Source organism: Cellulomonas sp. NPDC089187 (assembly GCF_040685135.1).
Taxonomy (GTDB): Bacteria; Actinomycetota; Actinomycetes; order Actinomycetales; family Cellulomonadaceae; genus Cellulomonas.
In genome coordinates this window covers 639,260-661,537 of record NZ_JBFBHI010000002.1, presented here as the reverse complement: position 1 = coordinate 661,537, position 22,278 = coordinate 639,260, and the positions used below count along the sequence as shown (strand labels likewise).

The following is a 22,278-nucleotide window of genomic DNA, read 5'->3' as shown; positions in this document are numbered from 1 at the left end:
GGTTGCGCGTGCGCGGCGCTCAGCGTGCGGTGCGATGTGCCCGGCTGGGGACGACCCGACTGTCACCCGGTCTGGGGACAGTCGTCACCCGCGTGATCATCGGCCGAAGCCGCTACCCCCGCCCAGATCAAGGTCGGCCTTCACTAGCTCCTCGACGTTGACGTCCTTGAAGGTCACCACCCGCACCGACTTCACGAAGCGCGCCGAGCGGTAGACGTCCCAGACCCATGCGTCGGCCAGCGTCAGCTCGAAGTAGACCTCACCGGCGGCGGAGCGCACCTGCAGGTCGACGTGGTTGGCCAGGTAAAACCGGCGCTCGGTCTCGACCACATAGGAGAACAGCCCGACCGCGTCGCGGTACTCGCGATAGAGCGCGAGCTCCATCTCGGTCTCGTAGTTCTCCAGATCTTCGGCACTCACGGGGACCATCATCGCTCATCCGGTCCCGGGACTCGCATCCGTGTCTGATTCGGGCTCAGCGGGTCGGGGTGCTCACAGTGTCGGTACCCCGGTCGGGTCGCCATCCCGTGGCGCGGCGACCTCCACCCCGGGCAGCCGCCACGACCGACGGTGGTGGACCGTCGGTCCGAGCCGCCGCAGCGCGTCCACATGCTCGGCGCTGGCGTAGCCCTTGTTCTCCCGCCACCCGTAGTCCGGGAACTCCTCGGCGAGGTCCAGCAGTAGCGCGTCCCGCGTGGTCTTGGCCAGCACGCTCGCCGCTGCCACGGCGGCACAGGTCATATCCGCTTTGATCAGCGTGGTGACCGGCGGGACGGCGCACACCGGCTCGGGCAGCACCGGCCCGTCGTCGAACAGCGTCGCCTGCGCGGGAGGCGACAGGTAGTCGTGGTTGCCGTCCAACAGTGCGGCGTCCGGGACGAGGCCCAGACCGTCGAGGGCGCGCTGCCCGGCCAGGCGCAACGCGGCGACGATGCCGTACTCGTCGATCTCCGCCGGGCTGGCATGGCCGACCGACCAGGCGGCAGCCCAGCGCTGGATCTTCGGCACCAGGTCGAGCCGCGCCGCGGGGCTGAGTAGCTTGGAATCACGCACCCCGACCGGTGCGGGCTTGGACTGCGCGGTGACCACCACCGCCCCGATGGTGACCGGACCGCACAGCGCGCCACGACCCACCTCGTCCAGGCAGGCCACGGCGGTCGCACCATCACGGAGCATCTGCCGCTCCACCCGCAGCGACGGTGCCACGCTCCGGCTCGTGCGAGGGCGCGCGCCCGTCGTGCGGGGTCGCGCCAGCTCGGTCATGACGGGTCGGGCACGTCCGCGAAGACGTCCCCGGGGTTGCGGAGCAGGCCGAGCCGGTCCAACGGCCAGAGTTTGACGAAGGCAGTGCCCACGACGTCGTCCATCGGGATCGCGCCGCCGCCCGGGTCGCCCATGTGCCACCGGGAGTCAGCAGAGTGTTGCCGGTTGTCCCCCATCACCCACAGCGAGTTCTCCGGCACGGTGACGTCGAAGGCGATCTCGCTGGGGTTGGCCCCGGGGGCGAGGTAGAGCGTCTCATCGATGGCGACCCCGTTGACCTCCAGCGGCGTCCCGTCACCGGCAGAGCTGACATGGTCACCAGGCAATCCGATCACCCGCTTGATCAGGTGGTCCTCGGACTGCTGCGGGGCCAGACCGATGGCGATCAACGCATCCTGGAACGCATTGGTGTCGGCCTGCTCCTGGTCGGTGAGCCACCCACCGGGATCGGCGAAGACCACAATGTCCCCCCGGTGCACGTCCAACGGCCCGGGTGCGAGCTTGCTGACCAGCACCCGGTCACCCTCGAGCAGGGTGTCGTGCATCGACGCGCTCGGGATGAAGAACGCCTGCGCCAGGAAGGTCTTGACCACCCAGGACAGCACGATGGCGCTGACCAGAATGATCGCCACCTCGCGCAGGAAGCCGAGCACCGGGTTGCGCGGACGCCGTGCCGCGCGACGGGTGGCGGGGGTGGGGACCGGCTCGTCCCCGCGGCTGGCGTCCTGGTGCGTCACCCGGACACTGTGCCATGCGGGCGGGGCAGCCGCCCAACCGTCCCGGCGCACGTCCGGGGACCCACACAGAACTCCCCCGAACGCGCCGAAGGCGGCCACCGCAACGGTGACCGCCTTCGGAACGGGAGAGCGCTGAGCTCAGGCCTTCTTGGCCGGGGTGTCGCGCTTCTCCTTGATCTTCGCCTTCTTGCCGCGCAGGTTGCGCAGGTAGTACAGCTTGGCGCGACGCACGTCACCGCGGGTGACGACCTCGATGGACTCCAGCGACGGGGAGTGCACCGGGAAGGTCCGCTCCACGCCGACGCCGAAGGAGACCTTGCGGACGGTGAAGGTCTCGCGCACGCCGTCGCCCTGGCGGGCGATCACGACGCCCTGGAACAGCTGGACACGGGAGCGGTTGCCCTCGACGACCTTGACGTTGACCTTCAGGGTGTCTCCGGCACGGAACTCCGGAATGTCGGTGCGCAGCGAGGCGGCGTCGACACTGTCGAGCAGGTGGGACATCTCGTTTCACTTTCCCGCCGTGCCACAGGTCACGTGCGTCATCATCGGCACCGGCGTTGAGACCGGGTGCCGGAAGTGGGCATCGATGCGGTGCGCGGCCCGGCTGTGAAGCAAGGCGGTCGTGCTCGTCTCCCCTGTGGCAGAGACGCGACCTACGCGCACCAGCGCACTAGTCTGCCACAGCCTCCGGTGACGGCAGAACCGGTCCGTGCTCGCCCACCGTCCAACCCAGCTCGGACAGCGTGGCGCGGTCCTTCTTGTCCAACTCGGCGGGGTCGAGCCGACGCAGCAGATCCGGGCGACGCTCGGCGGTGCGGGCCAGCGCCTGGTCCCGCCGCCAGCGCTCGACCTTGCCGTGGTGCCCGGATAGCAACACCGGCGGCACCTCGGCTTCCCGCCAGACCGGCGGCTTGGTGTAGACGGGGTACTCGAGCAGACCGGCCTCGCCGTGCGACTCCTCGACCAGCGAGTGTGGGTTGCCGACCACACCGGGCAGCAGCCGGACCACCGACTCGATCAGCACCAACGCGGCCACCTCACCGCCGTTGAGCACGTAGTCACCGAGGGAGAACTCACTGACCCGCACCCCCCGGTCGGCGTAGTGCGCGGCAACCCGGGCGTCGATGCCCTCGTAACGACCGCAGGCGATGACCAGGTGCTCGTCCTCACGGGCGATGGACTCGGACCGGCGCTGGGTCAACGACGCACCGGAGGGGGTGGGCAGCAGCAGATGGGAGTCCTCCCCCAACAGCTCGTCCAGGGCGGCACCCCAGATGTCCGGGCGCATCACCATGCCTGCGCCACCACCGAAGGGCGTGTCGTCGACGGTCCGGTGCCGGTCGGTGGTCCAGTCGCGCAGATCGTGCACCCGCAGGTCGACAATGCCGGCGGTGCGGGCTTTGCCGACCAGGGACAGACTCAGCGGCGCCAGGTAGTCCGGGAAGATCGTGACGACATCGATCCTCATGCGCCCGTGCTCTCCTCGCTGATCACCAGGTTCTCCACGTCGGCGGCGAGCAACCCCCCGGGCGGGTCGATCACCACGCGGCCGCCGGGGACGTCCACCACCGGCACGATGGCCCGGACGAAGGGCACCAGCGTGCGGGCACCATCTGGCTCCCGGAGCACCAGCACATCCTGGGCGGGCAGATGTTCCAGGCCGGCGATCTCCCCCAGCACCCGACCGTCGACGTTCTCGGCGCGCAGCCCGGTCAGCTCATGCGGGTACCAGGCGTCCTCCTCGGAGCCGTCGGCGGCGACATCGACCACCAGGGTCACCCCGCGCAGCGCCTCGGCGGCGGTGCGGTCCGGCACCTCGGCGAACTGCACGAACCAGCGATCCTGCTGGGTGCGGGTGCGGGTGACGGTCAGCGGGCCGTGCTCCGGCGGGTCGGTGGGCAGGACGGCACCAACCGCGAACCGGGTCTCCGGGTCGTCGGTGCGCACATCGAGCGCCAGCTCGCCGCGCAGGCCATGGGCGCGGCCGATCCGGGCGACGGTCAGCTGCATGGGGTGCTCCTCAGGGTCGACATGGCACAGGCCCGGTCCCCACCAGTGGCGGGAACCGGGCCTGTCACGATGATGCGCTCAGCGCCGTGCGACGTCCACGACGTCGATCCGGACCGGACCGTCGGTGGACAGTGCCCCGACGACGGTGCGCAGCGCACGGGCCGTGCGGCCACCGCGCCCGATCACTCGGCCAAGGTCATCGGGATGAACCCGGACCTCGAGCAGGTCGCCCCGGCGCAGCGCGCGGGCGTCCACCCGCACGTCGTCCGGATGGTCGACGATCCCGCGGACCAGGTGCTCGAGCGCGTCGGCGAGCATCAGGCCTGCTCGTCCTCAGCCGGGGACTCCGCGGGAGCCTCGGTCTCGGCGGCGGGGGCCTCCTCGGCCGGAGCCTCGGCAGCAGCCTTCTTCTCGGCAGCCTTGGCCTTGGCCTTCTCGGCGTCGGCGGCGACCGCGTCGATGGCGGCCTGGACGTCCTGGGACTCGCCCTTGACGCGCAGGGTGCCCTCGGCACCCGGCAGACCCTTGAACTTCTGCCAGTCACCGGTGACCTTGAGCAGCGCCATGACCTGCTCGGTCGGCTGGGCACCGACGCTGAGCCAGTACTGCGCACGCTCGGAGGAGATCTCGATCAGCGAGGGCTCCTCGGTGGGGTGGTACTTGCCGATCTCCTCGATGGCACGACCGTCGCGCTTGGCACGGGAGTCCATGACGACGACGCGGTAGTACGGCGCACGGATCTTGCCGAGACGCTTCAGGCGAATCTTGGTGGCCACTGTGTGGTCTCTCCTGTTGATGTGGGGCGGCCGGACCGTGCCGCACGTGGGGCATGCGGGTGGTGGTCCTGCCTGGGTGTCACAGCATCGAGCGGGTAGAGGGGCCGCACGCGCCGAGTACAGCAGGTCATTGTGCCAGACGAGGGCGGCTGCGCCCAACCTCCCTCAGCGCACCCGGTTCCCACGCAGGACGACCGCCCGGGGCGTGGCAAGCACTCGGGCGTCCACCCGAGGATCACTGTCGTAGACCACCAGGTCGGCCGGGTCGCCCTCCCCCAGCACCGGCGCGCCGAGCCAGCGGCGGGTGCGCCAACTGGCGGCGGCCACCACGTCGGCATCCGGGATGCCCGCGGCCAGCAGCTCGGCGGCCTCGTCGGCGATCCGACCGTGGGCGATCGTGCCACCGGCGTCGGTGCCGAGGAGCAGCGGGATTCCGGCATCGTGCAGATCACGGACGTGCTGGTACCGGCGGGTGTGCATCCGGCGCATCCGCTCGGCGTACACCGGGTACTTCACCGCCTGGTCGGCGATGGCGGCGAATTGCGCGACCTGCAACAGGGTGACGGTGACCGGGACCCCGGCGGCGGCGATCCGGTCGATCTGACGGGGGTCGGCGCCGGTGGCGTGTTCCAGGCAGTCGACCCCGGCATCGAGCAGGCCGTCCAGCGCCTCGGTGGCAAAGGTGTGCGCGGTGACCCGGGCCCCGTGGGCGTGTGCGGCGGCCACTGCCTGCGCCAGCACGTCATCCGGCCAGAGCGGGCGCAGGTCACCGTCGGGGCCCAGGTCGCGGTCGATCCAGTCGGCGACCAGCTTGACCCAGCCGTCACCCCGAACGGCCTCCTGCACCACGGCGGCCGGCAGCTCGGCGACCTCGGCCAGCTCCCGACCGTAGTGCCGCAGGTACCGCTTGGGGCGGGCCAGGTGCCGCCCGGCCCGGATCAGCCGGGGCAGATCCTCGCGGTCGTCGACCCAGCGGGTGTCGGCGGGAGACCCGGCGTCGCGGATCAGCAGCACCCCGGAGTCCCGGTCGGCCAGCGCTTGCTGCTCGGCGGTCGACCGGTCCACCTCACCCTGCGCACCGAGGCCGACGTGGCAGTGCACATCGACCAGACCGGGCAGCACCCAGCCGTCCAGCGTGGCGTCCACCGACGAGGGCCGGTGGAAAGTGATCCGATCACCGAGCAGCCAAGCCTCCGGCGCGACCCGGTCGTCATCCAGGACGACCGGGCCCCGCAGGTGCACGGCGCGCATGTCAGCGTCCGCCGAAGAACCTGTCCAGGCCCTCGGGCAGCTCGATCGAGCTCGGGTCCTGCGGCTGCTGCTGCCCACCGAGGCCGAAGGACGACCCCTGGGGGGCGGCCGGAGCGATCCCGGCGGCGCGGTCGGCTGCGGCCTTCTCCTGCTGGGCGCGCTTGGCCGGGTTGCCCGACTTGCCCTTGGCCTTGCGGGACTGCTGCGCCTTCCCGCGCGACTTCTTGCCCGAACCCGGCAGCATCCCCATCCCGGGCACCGGCATACCGCCGCCCTTGGACATCTGCTTCATCATCTTCTGCGCGGCCTCGAAGCGCTCCAGCATCCCGTTCACCTCGGAGACCTGGACACCGGAACCCTTGGCGATCCGGGCGCGGCGGGAACCGTTGATGATCTTCGGGTTGACCCGCTCAGCCGGGGTCATCGAGCGAATGATCGCCTCGACCCGGTCGACCTCGCGCTCGTCGAAGTTGTCGATGGCCTCGCGCATCTGCCCCATCCCAGGGAGCATGCCGAGCATCTTCTTCATCGAGCCCATGTTCTTGAGCTGCTGCATCTGCTGCAGGAAGTCCTGCAGGGTGAAGCCCTCCCCGGAGGAGAGCTTGGCGGCCATCTCCTCGGCCTGCTCGGCGTCGAAGGCCTTCTCCGCCTGCTCGATCAGGGTGAGCACATCACCCATGTCGAGGATGCGGGAGGCCATCCGGTCCGGGTGGAAGACCTCGAAGTCGGTCAGCTTCTCACCGGTGGAGGCGAACAGGATCGGGCGGCCGGTGACCGACGCCACCGACAGCGCCGCACCACCGCGGGCGTCGCCGTCCAGCTTGGACAGCACCACACCGGTGAAGCCCACACCGTCGGCGAAGGCCTGGGCCGTGGCGACCGCGTCCTGACCGATCATCGCGTCGATCACGAACAGGATCTCGTCCGGGTTCACCGCGTCGCGGATGTCCGCGGCCTGCTGCATCAGCACCTGGTCCACACCGAGGCGACCGGCGGTGTCGACGATCAGCACATCGTGCTGCCGGGCCTGCGCGGTGGCCAGACCCTCGCGGGCGACCGCCACCGGGTCGGCACCGACCACGATGTCGTCCTCGGCACCCTGGTTGCCCGGGTGCGGGGCGAAGACCGGCACCCCGGCGCGCTCGGCCACCACCTGGAGCTGGGTGACCGCGTTCGGGCGTTGCAAGTCAGCAGCGACCAGCAGCGGGGTGTGGCCCTGTCCCTTCAGGTGCAGGGCGAGCTTGCCGGCCAGAGTGGTCTTACCGGCACCCTGCAGACCCGCAAGCAGGATCACCGTCGGCGGGGTCTTGGCCAGGTGCAGCGGGCGGTTGTCACCGCCGAGGATCGCGACCAGCTCGTCGTTGACGATCTTGACGACCTGCTGGGCCGGGTTCAGCGCACCGGAGACCTCGGCGGACAGCGCCCGCTCCCGGACGGCACCGGTGAAGGCGCGGACCACCGGGACGGCGACGTCGGCGTCCAGCAGGGCACGCCGGATCTCGCGCACGGTGGCATCGATGTCCGCCTCGGACAACCGGCCCTTGGTGCGCAGGTTCTTGAAGGTCGACGTCAGACGGTCGGACAGGCTGGCGAACACCGCGCGGACCTCACCTCTCGGAGAATCAGGGACGCTCCAGCCTACCTGCCGCCAGACCCACCAGATCGTCGACCAGTCGGGCCCGCCACGCCGTCCACGCGGTCGGCCCGGCGGAACTGGCATCCGCCTCGGTCAGGGCCCGGAGCAGGTGCAGCAGATCGAGTCGGTGGTCAACGGCGGCGAGCAGTCGGTCGACGGTGGCCGGGTCGTCCGGATCGGCGGTGGTGGCCAACTCGGACAGGGTCAGGTGCTCGCGGACCAGCAGCGCGACGTCGGCGGACTCCGCGGCGGTGAAGCCCATCCGGGCGGCGATCGGTCCGGCCAGTCGGGCACCGGTGATCGCATGGTCCTGCGCACCGGCCCGTTTGCCGATGTCGTGCAGCAGCGCGGTGACCAGCAGCAGGTCCGGGCGTTCGGTGCCCTTGCGCAGTCCGGCCGCGACGGCGGCGCACTCCACGCAGTGCCGGTCGACGGTGTGCCGGTGGATCGGGGAGCGCTGCGGGCGGTTACGGATGCCGGCCCATTCCGGGACCCAGGTGGTGACCACCCCGGCCAGGTCCAGCGCCTCCCAGACAGGCACCTGCGCCGGGCCGGTGCCGAGCAACTGCACCAGCAGGGTGCGGGCGGCCTTCGGCCAGGGCTCGGGCAACGGCGGGGTGCGGGTCAGGCTGGTGACGCTGATCGGCGACAGGGTCAGTCCGGTGCGGGCGGCGGTGGCGGCGGCACGCAGGGCCAGCACCGGATCATGGTCGGCGTCGGCGTCGGCGGCCAGCACCAGCTCCCCGTCGTGCTCCACCAGCCCCTCGGCAACGGTGCGCAACCGGGGGGCCGCCCGTCGACCGCGGACCAGCACCGGGGTGCGCGCCGGACGGTGCAGCGCCTGCCGGGCGTTGCGGGCGGTGGAGTCCAGGGCGTAGGAGATCACCCGTCCGGCCTCGGCCAGTCCGGCGAGCAGGTCGTCCCGATCCCCGACACCCAGCAGCTCGGCGACCTCGTCCTGGTCGGCGGCGAGCAGCCGGTTGGTGTGCCGCCCGGTCACGGTCTGCACCGCGTCCCGGACGTCGAGCAGGTGGGCGTGCGCGGCATCCACGGCTCCGTGCGGACGGTCGGTCAGCCAGGTGGCGGCCAGCGCGGAGAGCACCACGGCGTCCCGGATGCCGCCCCGGGACTCCTTGAGGTCCGGCTCGATCAGGTAGGCCAGCTCGCCGTGCCGCTCTGCTCGCTGCCGGGTGGAGGCCAGCAGCTCCGGCAGTCGTCGTCGGGCCGCCGAGCGCCAGTCCGCCAGCAGTGCAGAACGGGCCCGGTGCACGATCCCCGGATCTCCGGCTACGGGGCGCAGATCGAGTAGCCCCACCGCGGCGGGTAGGTCCCGGCTGGCGACCTGTCGGCACTGCGCGAGCGACCGCACCGAGTGGTCCAGATCCAGTCCGGCGTCCCAGATCGGGTACCAGAGCCGGTCGGCGAGGGCGGCCAGCTCGGCGGCGGAGTGGCCCCGACCCTCGTGCACCAGCAGCAGGTCGAGGTCTGAGGCGGGGCTGGCGTCGCCCCGTCCCACCGATCCGACCACACCCAGTCCGATGCCCGGGGTGTCCTCCCCCGCGGTCGCTTCGGCCCACAGCGCGGCCAGGGAGTCCAACACCAGGTCGGACATCGCACGACGGCGGACACTGCCGTCGGTGACCTGCCGGGCCAGGGCGAACCGGGCAGCGGAGAGGCCCCGCACCCCCACCGTCGGGGGGTGCGGGGCCTCACCGGTCGTCATCGGACGTCCGTCACAGGGCATCAGGTCCGTGCTCGCCGGTACGAACCCGGGCGACATCCTCCACCGGCACCACCCAGACCTTGCCGTCGCCGATCTTGCCGGTCTGCGCCGCCTTGATCAGCACCTCGGTGATCTCGGCCGCGTCCTCATCCCGGACCAGCACGTCGATCTTCACCTTCGGCACCAGATCCACGGTGTACTCCGCGCCGCGGTAGACCTCGGTGTGACCGCGCTGACGACCGTAGCCGCTGGCCTCACTCACGGTCAGACCACGGACACCGGCGGCCTCCAGGGCGGACTTCACATCGTCCAGCCGGTGGGGCTGGATCACTGCGGACACGAGCTTGGTCATGCCTTCACCTCCGTCACCACGCGGGCTCCGCCCAGCGTCTCGTACGCGGTCTCACCGTGCACCGCCAGGTCGATACCCCCGACCTCGGCCTCCTCACTGACCCGCCAGCCAAGAGTGGCCTTGAGGATGTACCCGATCACCAGCGTGACCAGGCCGGAGAACACCAGGGCCAGCACCGCGATCACGATCTGGACCACCAGCAGCTTGATCCCGTCGCCGAAGAACAGCCCACCCTCGGCGGCCAGGAAGCCGATGCCGATGGTGCCGACCAGACCGCCGACCAGGTGGACGCCCACCACGTCGAGCGAGTCGTCGTAGCCGAACTTGTACTTGAGCCCGACCGCCAAGGCGCAGAGCGCACCGGCGACGATGCCGAGGATGATGGAGGTGACCGGGCGCAGCGCCCCGGCGGCCGGGGTGATGGCGACCAGACCGGCGACCACACCGGAGGCGGCCCCCAGGCTGGTGGCGTGCCCGTCGCGGATCTTCTCCGTGACCAGCCAGCCGATCATCGCGGCGGCGGTGGCGGCGGTGGTGTTCACCCAGGCCAGACCGGCGTTACCGTCGGCGGTGAAGGCCGAACCGGCGTTGAAGCCGAACCAGCCGAACCACAGCAGCGCGGCACCCAGCATCACGAAGGGCAGGTTGTGTGGGCGCATCGGCTCGCGGCCAAAACCCTTGCGCTTGCCGATCAGCAGGGCCAGCACCAGACCGGCGATCCCGGCGTTGATGTGCACCACAGTGCCACCGGCAAAGTCGATCGGGGCGACATTGGCCACCCCGTTCTCGGCATCCCAGCCGAACAGGAGCGCGGCGATGCCGTTCTCGTTCAGACCGGACAGCAGTCCACCGCCCCAGACCATGTGCGCCAGCGGGAAGTAGCTGACCGTCACCCACAGCACCGCGAAGACCACCCAGGTGCTGAACTTGACCCGGTCGGCGATCGCACCGGAGATCAGCGCCACGGTGATGATCGCGAAGGTCACCTGGAACGCCACCCCCACGATCACCGGCACCCCGAAGGCGTCGATGGCGTAGCTGCCGTCGTCATTCCAGATCGTGCCGCTGAGGCCGAACTGATCGAACGGGTTGCCGAAGAATCCCCCCACGTCCGCGCCGTACGACATCGACCAGCCGTACAGCACGTAGACGACCACCACCGCGCCAATGGCGATGAAGGACATCATCATCATGTTGAGCACGGACTTGCCGCGCACCATGCCCCCGTAGAAGAACGCCAGTCCAGGCGTCATGAGCAGCACCAGCGATGCTGACATCAGCATCCAGGCTGTCGCTCCGGTGTCCAGGTCCATGTGGAACGCCTCTCCCCTCGCCAGCCGGTCGGCCGGTCGGGGATCAGCGTGGAGTGTGGCGATTTCGGCGGAACGCCTGGGGTGTTACAGCGGTGTGACGGAGCGGGCGTGGGAGTAAACGTTCCGTTGCGGCAGGGCTGTTCAGCCCAGAATGCCGTCCACGAACTCCTCGGCGTCGAAGGGCGCGAGGTCATCGGGCCCCTCGCCCAGACCGACCAGCTTGACCGGTACGCCGAGCTCACGCTGCACCGCCACCACGATGCCGCCCTTGGCGGTGCCGTCCAGCTTGGTCAGCACGATGCCGGTGACCCCGGCCACCTCCGCGAACACACGGGCCTGGTTCAGCCCGTTCTGCCCGGTGGTGGCGTCCAGCACCAGCAGCACCTCGGACAGCGGAGCCCGGCGGGTGATGACCCGGGTGATCTTGCCCAGCTCATCCATCAGACCGGCCTTGTTCTGCAACCGGCCCGCGGTGTCGACCAACACCACGTCCACCCCGTCGTCGATCCCGGCCTGCACCGCCTCGAAAGCGACCGACGCGGGGTCGGCACCGTCCTTCTCCGAGCGCACGGTGCGCACCCCCACCCGCGAACCCCAGGTCTCCAGCTGGTCGGCGGCAGCGGCACGGAAGGTGTCGGCGGCACCCAGGAGCACCGAGCCGCCCTCGGCCACCAGCACCCGGGAGAGCTTGCCGACGGTGGTGGTCTTGCCGGTGCCGTTGACGCCGACCACCATCACCACAGCCGGGGTGCGCGACCCGTCCTCAGTCTGCCCGGGGGCGGTGGCCAGCGACCGGTCCAGCGCGGGGTCGACCAGGGCCAACAACTGCTCACGGAGCAGGGCGCGCACCTGCGCCGGGTCCTTGAGTCCCTGCACCCGAGTCTGGGTGCGCAGCGCCTCGACCAGCTCCGTGGCGGGTCCAGCGCCGACGTCCGCCAGCAGCAGGGTCTCCTCCAGCTCGTCCCAGTCGTCCTCGGTGAGGTGGTCACGGGAGAGCACCTGCAACATCCGGGCGCCCAGCGGCGACCCGGAGCGGGCCAGTCGGTCACGCAACCGGGCCAGTCGACCGGTGGCCGGGGCCGGAACCTCCACCGAGGGGGCAGGCGGGGTCTCGACGGCGACGTCATCCGCGGCCGGGGCCTGCGGCACCTCGACGTCGGTCGGCGTGACCGGCGGCTGGGCGGTGGTGGAGTCACCACGACGGCGACGGGCGATCAGCGTGCCGCCGCCGGCGATCACCACCAGGGCGGGGACGGCGACGTAGAGCAGGTTGAGAAGATCGGAGTGGTCCACGGACCCAGTGTGTCAGGCGGGGCGGCGTGCTGCCGTCAGCCGGCGCTCAGCGCGGGACGGAGACGCTGGTGCGGCGGGGTGAGCCATCCTCCGATGCGTCATCTGCCGAGGGGCGAGCCGGACGTGCCGGGCGACCGCCGCTCGTGCGTCCGGGGCCTCCGCGGTGACCGCGCGGGTGCACGATCCACGGGCCCCGCTCACCCTCGGACAGCCCGCCGCGAGCGCCGTCGCGGTCGTGATGCCACAGCTGCCCGGCCCGGTCGCCGGTGCGCTCGATCAGCTCCGCGAACTCGTCCAGGTGCAGGTAGTCGTCGCCGGGCTCAGCCTCCGCCTCGAAGAGCTCGTCGAAGCGCACGTCCACCGGCTCGGGCTCGGGCTCCTGCTTGCCGCGCAGACCGCGCCACCCGGCCTGGAAGTCGGCCAGGAAGGTCCGCCAGGTGGTGCGCTCGTCGGAGCCACGCACGGCCAGGACGATCACGGCCCCCGCCGCGAGCAGTGCCAGAACGATCCCCACCACATACGCGCCCATAGGCCTATCCTCCGCCCCGTCGCTGGGAGCGCCCGGTGAGGATCGTGAAGGATGCCGCAACTCGCACGACATCTTCACAGTTCAGGCGTTGTCGGCGTCCTCGGCGAGTCGCTGGCTGATCACCGTGGTGACGCCATCGCCACGCATCGTGACGCCGTAGAGCGCGTCGGCGATCTCCATCGTGCGCTTCTGGTGGGTGACGACAATCAGCTGAGAGTCCTCCTGCAGCTCGCGGAAGATCTCCAGCAGCCGACCCAGGTTGACATCGTCCAGCGCCGCCTCGACCTCGTCCATCACGTAGAACGGGCTCGGCCGGGCCTTGAAGATCGACACCAGCAACGCCACGGCGGTCAGCGAGCGCTCACCGCCGGACAGCAGCGACAGCCGCTTGACCTTCTTGCCCGCCGGCCGGGCCTCCACCTCGATGCCGGTGGTGAGCATGTTCTCCGGGTCGGTGAGCACCAGTCGGCCCTCACCGCCGGGGAACAGCCGCGGGAACACCCGATCGAACTGCGCGGCGGTGTCCCGGTAGGCACTGGTGAACACCTGCTCCACCCGGTCGTCGATGTCCTGGACGATCTGCAACAGGTCGCCGCGGGACTTCTTGAGGTCGGCCAGCTGCTCGACCAGGAACGTGTGACGCTCCTCCAGCGCCGCGAACTCCTCCAGCGCCAGGGGGTTGACTTTGCCCAACCGCGCCAGTGCCCGCTCCGCCGCGGCCAGACGCTTCTCCTGTTGCTCGCGGACGAAGGGGATCGTCTCCCCCTCGACCGGTGTGCCGTCCTCGGCCACCACCGGCACCGGCTGATGCGGTCCGTACTCCTCGACCAGCACCTCGGGATCGATGCCCAGCTCCTCCACCGCGCGGGTGGACAGCGCCTCGATGCGCAGCCGCTGCTCGGCGCGGGCCATCTCGTCCCGGTGGGCGGCGTCGGTGAGCCGGGCCAGCTCGCCTTGGCGCTCGTCGACCTCGCCACGGACCGCGGTCAGTTGGATCTCCCGCTCCGTGCGGGCGGCCTCGGCGGCTTCCCGAGCGTCGGCGGCACGCTCCACCGCATGATCCACCGCGCGCAGGGCCTGCTCAGCACCCCGGGCGACGGCGGTGGCGACGGCGGCCTGCCGGGCACGCTGCTGCTCACGCCGCGCGGCACGTTCCCGGGCCTCCCGCTCAGCCCGGGCGGCGCGGTCCAACGACTCGGCCCGGCCGGACAGGGCGCGGGCGCGCTCCTCGGCGGTGCGCAGGGTCAACCTCGACTCGGTCTCCTGCGCGCGGGCGGCGGTGGCACGCTCGGCCAGGGCGTCCCGGTCGGCGGTGCGTTGCTCGATGGCGGCCTCGGTGTCCTCCGGCTCGGCCTCCGCTGCCGCCAGGCGCGCGGTGAGCTCGGCCAGTTCAGCCTGACCCTGCGCCAGCGTCTGCTCGGCGGCGGCCAGGGTGGCGCGCGCACGGTCGGCCTCCGCAGAGGCAGCCCGGGCGGTCGCACCCAGGTGGCCGAGCTGCTCGGCGACCGCGGCCAGGGCGGCATCCGACTCGTTCAGCCGGTCCAGCGTCGCCTCGTAGGCCGCTCGGGCGGACTCCTCGGCTTCCCGGGCCCCGACCAGCGCGAACCGGGCCTGCTCGGCGCTGGCGGCCGCCTGCTCAGCACCGGTGCGCGCCTCGTCCAGGGCCGCTTGCAGGTGCAGTGCGCTGGGCGCGGCGGCGGACCCTCCGTGTGCCCGGTGTGCGGCCAGCACGTCCCCGGCGCGGGTGGCCACCACCAGATCCGGACGCTCGGCCACCACGGCCCGGGCTGCGGCCAGATCGTCGACCACCACCACACCGGCGAGCAGGCGACGCACCGCGGGCCGCACCGTCTCCGGTGCCTGCACCAGATCCAGTGCCCAGCCGGTTCCCGCCGGGGCCGCACCCTGATCGAGGGTGACGCCAGCATCCGCGTCCGCGGCGGCCACCACCAGTCCGGCACGTCCCGCGTCCTGCTCGCGCAAGAACCGGATCGCGTCCACCGCGGCACCCACCGACTGGACCGCCACCGCATCAGCGGAGGCACCCAACGCGGCGACGATCGCCTCCTCGTCGTGCGGGGCCACGGCGATGAGCGCGGCCAACGAGCCGACCACCCCGGTCAGGTCCTCCGCGCCGAGCAGCGCACCGGCACCGTCCTTGCGGGTCAGGCTCAGTTCCAACGTCTCGATCCGCGAGGCAAGCGCGCTGCGCCGCTGCTCGGCGGCACTCAGCTGCTCGGTGAGTTCGGCGACCCGGGCGGTGGCCTGGTCCAGGGCGTCTGCGGCGGCCTCGTGCTCGGCATCCAGCCCCTCTTCGCCCTCCTCGACCCCGGCGACCTGGGTCTCCAGCGCGGTGAACTCCAGCGTCGCCGCCTGTCCGCGCTTCTCGGCCTCGGCCAGGGTCTGGTGCAGACGACCCAACTCGGCCTCGGTGGCCTCCAACCGGCTGCGGCGGGCGGCAACCTGACCGGCGAGTCGGGCCAGCCCCTCACGGCGGTCGGCGGCACCGCGCAACACCGACGCCAGCGCGCGTTCGGCCTCCTGCGCGGCCTGCTCAACCTCCTGCCGGGCCACCTGCGCATGGTCCAGGCCCTCCTGGGCCAGCGCGACCTCCTGGGCCAGCTCGGCCTCGGCGGCGCGGGCGCGCTCGGCCTGACGTTCCAACTCCTCCGGGTCACGACCGTCGGTACGTTCGGGTGCGGCCGAGCCGAGCAGACGCGCCCGGTCCGCGGCCAACGACGCAGTCCCCCGCAGGCGCTCACGCAGCGCGGACAGCCGGTACCAGAGGTCGGAGGCCTCGCCCAGCACCGGAGCTGCCTCCGCGGCCTCGCGCTCCAGGGTGGTCAACCGGTCTCGTGCGGCGTTCAACGCCTGTTCGGCGGCGCTCTTGCGGGCTAGCAAGGCGGACTCGTCGGCGATGTCCTGCTCGAGGGTGGCGGTCAGCTGCGCCAGGTCGTCGGCGAGCAACCGGGCCCGGGCGTCACGCAGATCGACCTGCACCTGCTGCGCCTTGCGAGCCACCTCTGCCTGCCGACCGAGCGGCCCGAGCTGGCGGCGCAGCTCACCGGTCAGGTCGGTCAGCCGGGTGAGGTTCCCCTGCATGGCGTCCAGCTTGCGGAGCGCCTTCTCCTTGCGCTTGCGGTGTTTGAGGACACCGGCGGCCTCCTCGATGAACCCGCGGCGCTCCTCCGGGGTGGCCCGCAGCACGGCGTCCAGCTGGCCCTGCCCGACGATGACGTGCATCTCCCGGCCCAGCCCGGAGTCCGACAGCAGCTCCTGGATGTCCAGCAGGCGGGCGGCTCGCCCGTTGATCGCGTACTCCGACCCCCCGTTGCGGAACAGCGTCCGGGAGATCGTGACCTCGGTGTACTCGATGGGCAGGGCACCGTCGGTGTTGTCGATGGTCAAAGACACCTCGGCCCGACCCAGCGGTGGACGCCCGGACGTCCCGGCGAAGATGACGTCCTCCATCTTGCCGCCGCGCAACGACTTCGCGCCCTGCTCGCCCATCACCCAGGCCAGCGCGTCGACCACATTCGACTTGCCGGAACCGTTCGGGCCCACGACGCAGGTCACCCCGGGCTCGAAGTTCAGCGTCGTCGCCGAGGCGAACGACTTGAACCCGCGCAGGGTGAGCGTCTTGAGGTGCACCGGGGCAGCCTAATGGCCGCAACGGCTCGGACCGTGTGGGCGCTCCGTGACAGGATCACGCGGTGCCCGCCGAACGCCCCGACCACCCCGACACCGGGTGGCAGGAGGTCCTGACCAGCCTGGTGGCCTCGGTGAACGCGGCGATGGAACAGCCCGCCGAGTCCGTGACCCCGACCGGCCTGCAATTCGAGCTGCGTGAGCTGACCCCCCGCACCCGTGAGCGCTGGAACGGCCCGACCTCGCGCACCGTCGGCGGCCGGGCGGGTGCGGGCGATCCACCGGGGAACGGCGAGTACCGGTTGGGGGTGCGGCCGGTGATCCGGTCAGCCCGCGGCTGGGTGCGCAGCAATGTGACCTGGTCGAATATCCCGCATCTGCGCCACCGGCTCAGCCTGGACCCGGCGCAGCATCGCTGGTTCTGCGAGGTGGGGGCGTTGCACCGCGCCGGTGGCCCGGCCACCCCCGGCACCGATCCGGACTGGGTGTTCTTGGACGAGTTCACCAACCCGGTGCTCTGGGAGCTGCTCGATCAGGGGCGCGCCCTGGGCGTCGCGTTGGTCGGCTCCGGCACCGGGGCGAAGGTCGCCCTGGGCCGCAGCGCGGAGCTGACCCTGGATGCCGCACGCGCCGATCAGGGCATCCGACTGTCCGCACGGCTGGTGGTGGACGGCGCACCGGTCGACCCGCGCCACGGCCACCCGATCGGCGACCACGGGGTGTACGTCGTGGACCCCACCGCACCCCGGCAGATCCTCCTGGCCCCGTCCACTGCACCACTCGGTCCGCAACAGTTGGCCCTGCTGGGCACCGGGGGACGGCGCAGCGTGGCTGACGCGTTGGGTACCGGGGTAGTGATCCCGGCGGAGCAGGTGCCGACCTTCCTGGAGCAGGACATCCCTCAGCTGGGCGCGAGTCTGGAGCTGGGGTCAGCCGACGGTTCGGTGTCGATCCCGCCGCCCGCTCCCCCGGTGCTGGTGGCCAGTATCCGGTTCGCGCCCCGGCACACGGTCGAGCTGAGCTGGTCCTGGCGACGCAGCCCGCGCTCCGCACCCACCCCCGACCCGCAATCCCTGATCCCGGCGGGCACCCTGCCCCCGCAGTGGTGGACCGAGGACGACGAGCTCCCGGTACCGGTGACCCTGCGAGATGTGGAGGCCGCGGAGTTCGTCGCGCAGACCCTGCCGCTGCTGTCCGCGCTGCCCGGTGTCCAGGTGGAGACCTCCGGCACCCAGCCGGACTATCGCGAGCTGCGCGGCACCCCCACCCTGACCGTCAGCACCCTGCCCACCGAGAAGCACGACTGGTTCGACCTCGGCGTCACCGTGCATCTGGCCGGGCGGGAGATCCCGTTCGTCCCGCTGTTCCGGGCGCTCGCCCAGGGGCGGCGCAAGCTCATGCTGGTCGACGGCAGCTACTTCTCCCTGGACCATCCGGCACTGGAGGAACTGCACGCGCTGATCACCGAGGCCCGGGAGATCGCCGAGTGGGAGACCGGCCCGCGGATCAGCCGACACCAGACCAGCCTGTGGGCGGACTTCGTCGACCTGGCCGATCAGGCGGAACCGGCCCAGGAGTGGCGCGCCCTGGTCCGCGAGGTCGAGGCACCCACGCCGGTGCCGGTCCCCCGCGGTCTGCGCGCCGAGCTGCGCGAGTACCAGCGTGCGGGCCTGGACTGGTTGGGCTTCCTGTGGCGGCACCGGCTCGGCGGGGTGCTCGCCGATGACATGGGACTGGGCAAGACCCTGCAATGTCTGGCGCTGATCCAGCACGCGGTGGAGGGCGGCAGCACCGGACCGTTCCTGGTGGTGGCCCCGACCTCGGTCACGCCCAATTGGGTGTCCGAGGCGGCCCGGTTCGCCCCGGAGCTGGTGGTACGCCGGATCGCCGCCACCCAGACCACCGGGGTCTCGGTCGCCGAACAGACCGCCGGGGCGCACCTCGTGGTGACCAGCTACGCCCTCCTCCGACTGGATGCGGACGCCTATCAGGCACAGGACTGGGCCGGGCTGATCCTGGACGAGGCGCAACAGGTGAAGAACCCGGCCGCGCAGGTGCACCGAGTGGCCCGCGAGCTGCGCGCCCCGTTCCGTCTGGCGGTGACCGGCACCCCGATCGAGAACTCACTCACCGAGCTGCACGCGCTGTTCTCCCTCGTCGCCCCCGGGCTGTTCCCCTCGGCCCGCGCCTTCGCGGAGCGGTACATCCGGCCCATCGAGGGCGAGCGCACCGGCGTCACCGCTGGACCGGGTGCCGGGTCGCTGCCGGAACGCCTCGACCAGGGCCGGGCCGAACGCCTCGCCCTGCTCCGCCGCCGGATCAAGCCGTTCCTGCTGCGCCGCACCAAGGAGCGGGTGGCCGCCGACCTGCCCACCAAGCAGGAGCAGACCCTCACCGTCGAGCTCGGCCCCGCCCACCGGGAGATCTACGACCTCTACCTGCAACGTGAGCGCCAGAAGCTGTTCGGGCTGATCGACGACCTGGACCGGCAACGCTTCATCGTCTACCGCTCGCTGACCCTGCTGCGGATGCTGGCGCTGGACCCGGTGCTGATCGACCCGGAGCAGACCGGACTGCCCTCGGCCAAACTCGACGTCCTGCTGGAACAGCTGGCCGATGTGGCCGCCGAGGGTCACCGTGCGCTGGTGTTCAGCCAGTTCACCTCGTACCTGAAGCTGGCTGCCGATCGGTTGACCGCCGCCGGGGTGGAGTTCTGCATGCTGGACGGCTCGACCACCGGTCGCGAACGGGTGGTGCGGAAGTTCCGCGAGGGCAGTGCCCCGGTGTTCCTGATCAGCCTCAAGGCCGGGGGCACCGGGCTCAACCTGACCGAGGCGGACTACGTGTTCCTGCTCGACCCATGGTGGAACCCGGCCGCCGAACAGCAAGCCATTGACCGGACGCACCGGATCGGGCAGGACAAGAACGTGATGGTGTACCGGCTGATCGCCGCGGACACCATCGAGGAGAAGGTCCAGGCGCTTCAGGCGCGTAAGGCAGCGCTGGTCGATGCGGTGATCGATGACGGCGACGTGTTTGCTGAGGCGCTCACCGCCGACGACCTGCGGGAGCTGCTGGGCTGAGCGGGCCCGCATCGGACCCGCTCAGCCTGCGATCACAGCTGCGGGAACCACAGGCCGATCTCCCGGGCGGCCGACTCCGGGGAGTCCGAGCCGTGCACCAGGTTCTGCACCACCGGCAGGCCCCAGTCCCGACCCAGGTCACCGCGGATGGTGCCCGGTGCCGCGGCGGTGGGCTCGGTGGACCCGGCCAGCGAGCGGAAGCCCTCGATCACCCGGTGCCCCTCGGCGACGACGGCCAGCACCGGCCCAGACTTCATGAAGTCGACCAGCGGCTGGAAGAACGGCTTGCCCCGGTGCTCGGCGTAGTGCTCGCCCAGCAGGGCGTCGTCGGCGGTCCGCAGCTCCACCGCGACCAGGGTGTACCCCTTGGCCTCGATCCGGCGGAGCACCTCCCCGGAGAGTCCGCGGCGGACCCCGTCCGGCTTGACCAGGATCAACGTGCGCTGGATGTCGCTCATGCCGGTCACCCTAAACGGCGGGGCGCGGACCTCGCTCGTCCGGATGAGCCGCGTCGTAGGCGGCTCGTTCGGCGTCGATCCGCGACCCCAACCGGTAGGCCGACACCCACAGCGCGATGAAGACCACCCCGAGCAGGAACATCATCGGGATCACGAACCCGCAGGCCAGCACCAGCACCTGCGCGACCGACCCGGCGATGTACCCGCCGGGCAGCGTGACCATCCGGGACAGCAGCAGGAAGACCACGAACATCACCCCACCCACGGTCCAGATCACCGTGGGAGGCAACACCCGCAGCCCGTACGCCGTGAGCGCCGCGAACAGCACCAGCACACCCTCAAGCATCAGGATGGTCGAGGTGAACTGGGGCTTGGCAGGCTTCTTACGGCGGACGGGCCGCGGGGCTGGCTGACTCACGCGGGCAGGCTACCTGTCAGCCGCGGTCGTCGGAGCCGGCGGTTCCGGTCGCGGCACCCGAGCCGGTGGTGCCGCGGCTGGCGTCGTCACCGGTGGCAGTCACCGAGGCGGTCACCGATTCCGGCGACTGCCCGGCCGACTGCACGGCCACCGGAGCCTCGGCCACTGCCTCGCCACGGGCCACCATGCCGGCCACGTCGGAGAGCTTGACCTCCTTGAGGAACAGCGTCAGCACGAATCCGACCGCGAGCAGCGGCACCAGGTACCAGAACGCCGGTGCCAGCGCGTCGGTGTAGGCATTGACCACACCGTCGTGCAGCGCGTCGGGCAGCTGGGACACCACGGACGGAGTCAGGGACTCCGCCCCGGCGGTGGCATCCACCCCGCCGCCCGCCCCCGCACCGGCGAAGACGTCGGTCAGCCGCTCGGTCAGCCGAGTGGTGAAGATGGTCGAGAACAGCGCGGTGCCCACCGCTGCACCGATCTCCCGGAAGAAGTTGTTGGCACTGGTCGCGGTGCCGATCTCCTTGGGGTCCACCGAGTTCTGCACTGCCAGCACGATGGTCTGCATCACCAGGCCCAGACCGGCACCGAGCACAAAGATCATCAGCCCGAAGAGCACCATCGACATGTCGCCGGTGATCGCGGTCAACCAGGCCAGACCGGCGGTGGCGATGGCCATGCCGACCACCGGGTACATCTTGTAGCGGCCGGTCTTGGTGATCAGGAATCCGGAGGTGATCGCGGTGATCATCACACCCACGGTCATCGGCAGCATGAGCAGGCCGGACTCGGTCACCCCGGAGCCGGTGGACATCTGCAGGAAGGTCGGCAGGAACGCCAGCGAGGCGAACATGCCCATGCCGATCACCAGACCGACCAGCGTGGCCAGGGTGAAGGTCGAGTTCTTGAACAGGTGCAGCGGCAGGATCGGCTCGGCGGCACGCAGCTCCACCAGCACAAAGGCCACCGCGGCGACGATGGTGCCGATCAGCAGGCCGATCAGTCGACCGTCCGACCAGTCGTAGCCGGCTTCCGCGGTCAGCGAGGTCCAGCTGGTCACCAACACGATCCCGGAGGTCGCGAGGGTCAGCAGCACGATGCCGGCCACGTCTAGCTTGCGGCCGGAGCGGTGGCTGGGCAGCTTCAGGGTGAACCACGCGGTGATCAGCGCCGCCAGACCGATCGGGATGTTGATCCAGAAGCACCAGCGCCAGTCGGCGTGATCGGTGAACAGGCCACCGAGCAGCGGACCGGCGACCGCGGAGACACCGAAGAGCGCCCCCATCGGGCCCATGTACTTGCCGCGGTCCTTGGCCGGGACGATGTCCGCGATGATCGCCTGGGACAGGATGATCAACCCACCACCGCCGAGGCCCTGCACGCCGCGCCAGATCACCAGCTCGATGAACGACTGGGCGAACCCGGCTCCGGCGGAGGCCAGGGTGAACAGCCCGATGGCGAACAGGAACGGCCAACGCCGACCCCACAGGTCACCGAACTTCCCGTACAGCGGCATCACGATAGCGATGGCCAGGATGTAGATCGTGATGACCCAGCCCTGGTGCTCGACGCCGTTCAGCTCACCGACGATGGTCGGCATCGCGGTGCCGACGATGGACTGGTCGAGGGAGGACAGGAGCATGCTGGCCAGCAGCGCTCCGAAGATCAGCCAGATGGTGCGCTGGTTGAGTACCACCAGCGGCTTATCCGGCGCGGGGGCGGTGTTCGCCATGGAATGTCCATTCGTTCTCAGGGGCACGCCGACGCACGGCGAGCCGACGT

The 22,278-nt window shown here is 71.0% G+C and carries 20 protein-coding genes; 1 reads left to right on the top strand and 19 read right to left on the bottom strand.

The genetic code is table 11. The features are described from left to right. Window positions 1-96: 96 nt before the first annotated feature. From AB0N78_RS07425 to smc, 16 genes are all read right to left on the bottom strand, one after another. On the bottom strand, window positions 97-420 hold the full coding sequence (locus AB0N78_RS07425; RefSeq protein ID WP_168629905.1) for a DUF2469 domain-containing protein: 324 nt from the start codon (window positions 418-420) through the stop codon (window positions 97-99). A gap of 72 nt (window positions 421-492) precedes the next feature. Continuing rightward, window positions 493-1,206: a ribonuclease HII gene (locus tag AB0N78_RS07420; RefSeq protein WP_363387770.1), complete on the bottom strand. Its 714-nt coding sequence runs from the start codon at window positions 1,204-1,206 to the stop codon at window positions 493-495. Between the two features lie 53 nt (window positions 1,207-1,259). After that, window positions 1,260-2,000 (bottom strand): signal peptidase I, encoded by a 741-nt coding sequence (gene lepB, locus AB0N78_RS07415; protein WP_363387767.1) that lies wholly within the window; start codon window positions 1,998-2,000, stop codon window positions 1,260-1,262. Window positions 2,001-2,138: 138 nt separating this feature from the next. Then, entirely contained in the window at window positions 2,139-2,504 is a 366-nt protein-coding gene (gene rplS, locus AB0N78_RS07410) for a 50S ribosomal protein L19 (RefSeq protein ID WP_363387764.1), read from the bottom strand. A gap of 169 nt (window positions 2,505-2,673) precedes the next feature. Continuing rightward, window positions 2,674-3,471, bottom strand: coding sequence for a tRNA (guanosine(37)-N1)-methyltransferase TrmD (gene trmD, locus AB0N78_RS07405; protein ID WP_363387761.1), 798 nt, complete (start codon window positions 3,469-3,471; stop codon window positions 2,674-2,676). Continuing rightward, window positions 3,468-4,013, bottom strand: a complete 546-nt coding sequence (rimM, locus tag AB0N78_RS07400) for a ribosome maturation factor RimM (RefSeq protein ID WP_363387758.1) — start codon at window positions 4,011-4,013, stop codon at window positions 3,468-3,470. The genes trmD and rimM overlap by 4 nt, the downstream gene beginning before the upstream one ends. Before the next feature lie 78 nt (window positions 4,014-4,091). Continuing rightward, complete coding sequence (locus AB0N78_RS07395; RefSeq protein ID WP_363387755.1) at window positions 4,092-4,331, bottom strand: RNA-binding protein; 240 nt, start codon at window positions 4,329-4,331, stop codon at window positions 4,092-4,094. Next, window positions 4,331-4,789, bottom strand: a complete 459-nt coding sequence (rpsP, locus tag AB0N78_RS07390) for a 30S ribosomal protein S16 (RefSeq protein ID WP_363387752.1) — start codon at window positions 4,787-4,789, stop codon at window positions 4,331-4,333. Before rpsP ends, AB0N78_RS07395 begins: the two co-directional genes overlap by 1 nt. 165 nt (window positions 4,790-4,954) lie before the next feature. Next, complete coding sequence (locus AB0N78_RS07385; RefSeq protein WP_363387749.1) at window positions 4,955-6,040, bottom strand: amidohydrolase family protein; 1,086 nt, start codon at window positions 6,038-6,040, stop codon at window positions 4,955-4,957. Between the two features lies 1 nt (window position 6,041). Next, a complete protein-coding gene (ffh, locus tag AB0N78_RS07380; protein ID WP_363387746.1) occupies window positions 6,042-7,637 on the bottom strand; it encodes a signal recognition particle protein in 1,596 nt (531 codons plus the stop codon). A gap of 25 nt (window positions 7,638-7,662) precedes the next feature. Then, the gene (locus tag AB0N78_RS07375) at window positions 7,663-9,399 is read right to left on the bottom strand and encodes a [protein-PII] uridylyltransferase (RefSeq protein ID WP_363387743.1); all 1,737 of its coding nucleotides are present in this window, start codon (window positions 9,397-9,399) and stop codon (window positions 7,663-7,665) included. Window positions 9,400-9,409: 10 nt separating this feature from the next. Further along, entirely contained in the window at window positions 9,410-9,751 is a 342-nt protein-coding gene (locus tag AB0N78_RS07370; protein WP_363387741.1) for a P-II family nitrogen regulator, read from the bottom strand. Further along, window positions 9,748-11,064, bottom strand: coding sequence for an ammonium transporter (locus AB0N78_RS07365; protein WP_363387738.1), 1,317 nt, complete (start codon window positions 11,062-11,064; stop codon window positions 9,748-9,750). Before AB0N78_RS07365 ends, AB0N78_RS07370 begins: the two co-directional genes overlap by 4 nt. Window positions 11,065-11,205: 141 nt before the next feature. Further along, window positions 11,206-12,357 carry a signal recognition particle-docking protein FtsY gene (gene ftsY / locus AB0N78_RS07360; RefSeq protein WP_363387735.1) on the bottom strand — a complete coding sequence of 384 codons (1,152 nt, stop codon included), beginning with the start codon at window positions 12,355-12,357 and terminating at the stop codon, window positions 11,206-11,208. Between the two features lie 46 nt (window positions 12,358-12,403). Beyond that, window positions 12,404-12,886 carry a hypothetical protein gene (locus tag AB0N78_RS07355; RefSeq protein ID WP_363387732.1) on the bottom strand — a complete coding sequence of 161 codons (483 nt, stop codon included), beginning with the start codon at window positions 12,884-12,886 and terminating at the stop codon, window positions 12,404-12,406. 81 nt (window positions 12,887-12,967) lie between these two features. After that, window positions 12,968-16,537, bottom strand: a complete 3,570-nt coding sequence (gene smc, locus AB0N78_RS07350; RefSeq protein ID WP_363387729.1) for a chromosome segregation protein SMC — start codon at window positions 16,535-16,537, stop codon at window positions 12,968-12,970. Between the two features lie 62 nt (window positions 16,538-16,599). Here smc and AB0N78_RS07345 point away from each other — a divergent pair, with 62 nt between their 5' ends. Then, entirely contained in the window at window positions 16,600-19,617 is a 3,018-nt protein-coding gene (locus AB0N78_RS07345) for a DEAD/DEAH box helicase (RefSeq protein WP_363387727.1), read from the top strand. A 32-nt stretch (window positions 19,618-19,649) separates the two neighbouring features. On the opposite strand, the gene ndk is transcribed toward AB0N78_RS07345, so the two are convergent. The 3 genes from ndk to AB0N78_RS07330 are packed head-to-tail and all read right to left on the bottom strand — an operon-like array spanning window position 19,650 to window position 22,228. Continuing rightward, complete coding sequence (gene ndk, locus AB0N78_RS07340; RefSeq protein ID WP_363387724.1) at window positions 19,650-20,075, bottom strand: nucleoside-diphosphate kinase; 426 nt, start codon at window positions 20,073-20,075, stop codon at window positions 19,650-19,652. A gap of 10 nt (window positions 20,076-20,085) precedes the next feature. Beyond that, complete coding sequence (locus AB0N78_RS07335) at window positions 20,086-20,493, bottom strand: DUF4233 domain-containing protein (RefSeq protein WP_363387722.1); 408 nt, start codon at window positions 20,491-20,493, stop codon at window positions 20,086-20,088. Window positions 20,494-20,509: 16 nt separating this feature from the next. Continuing rightward, window positions 20,510-22,228 carry an MDR family MFS transporter gene (locus AB0N78_RS07330; RefSeq protein ID WP_363387720.1) on the bottom strand — a complete coding sequence of 573 codons (1,719 nt, stop codon included), beginning with the start codon at window positions 22,226-22,228 and terminating at the stop codon, window positions 20,510-20,512. Window positions 22,229-22,278 lie beyond the last annotated feature (50 nt).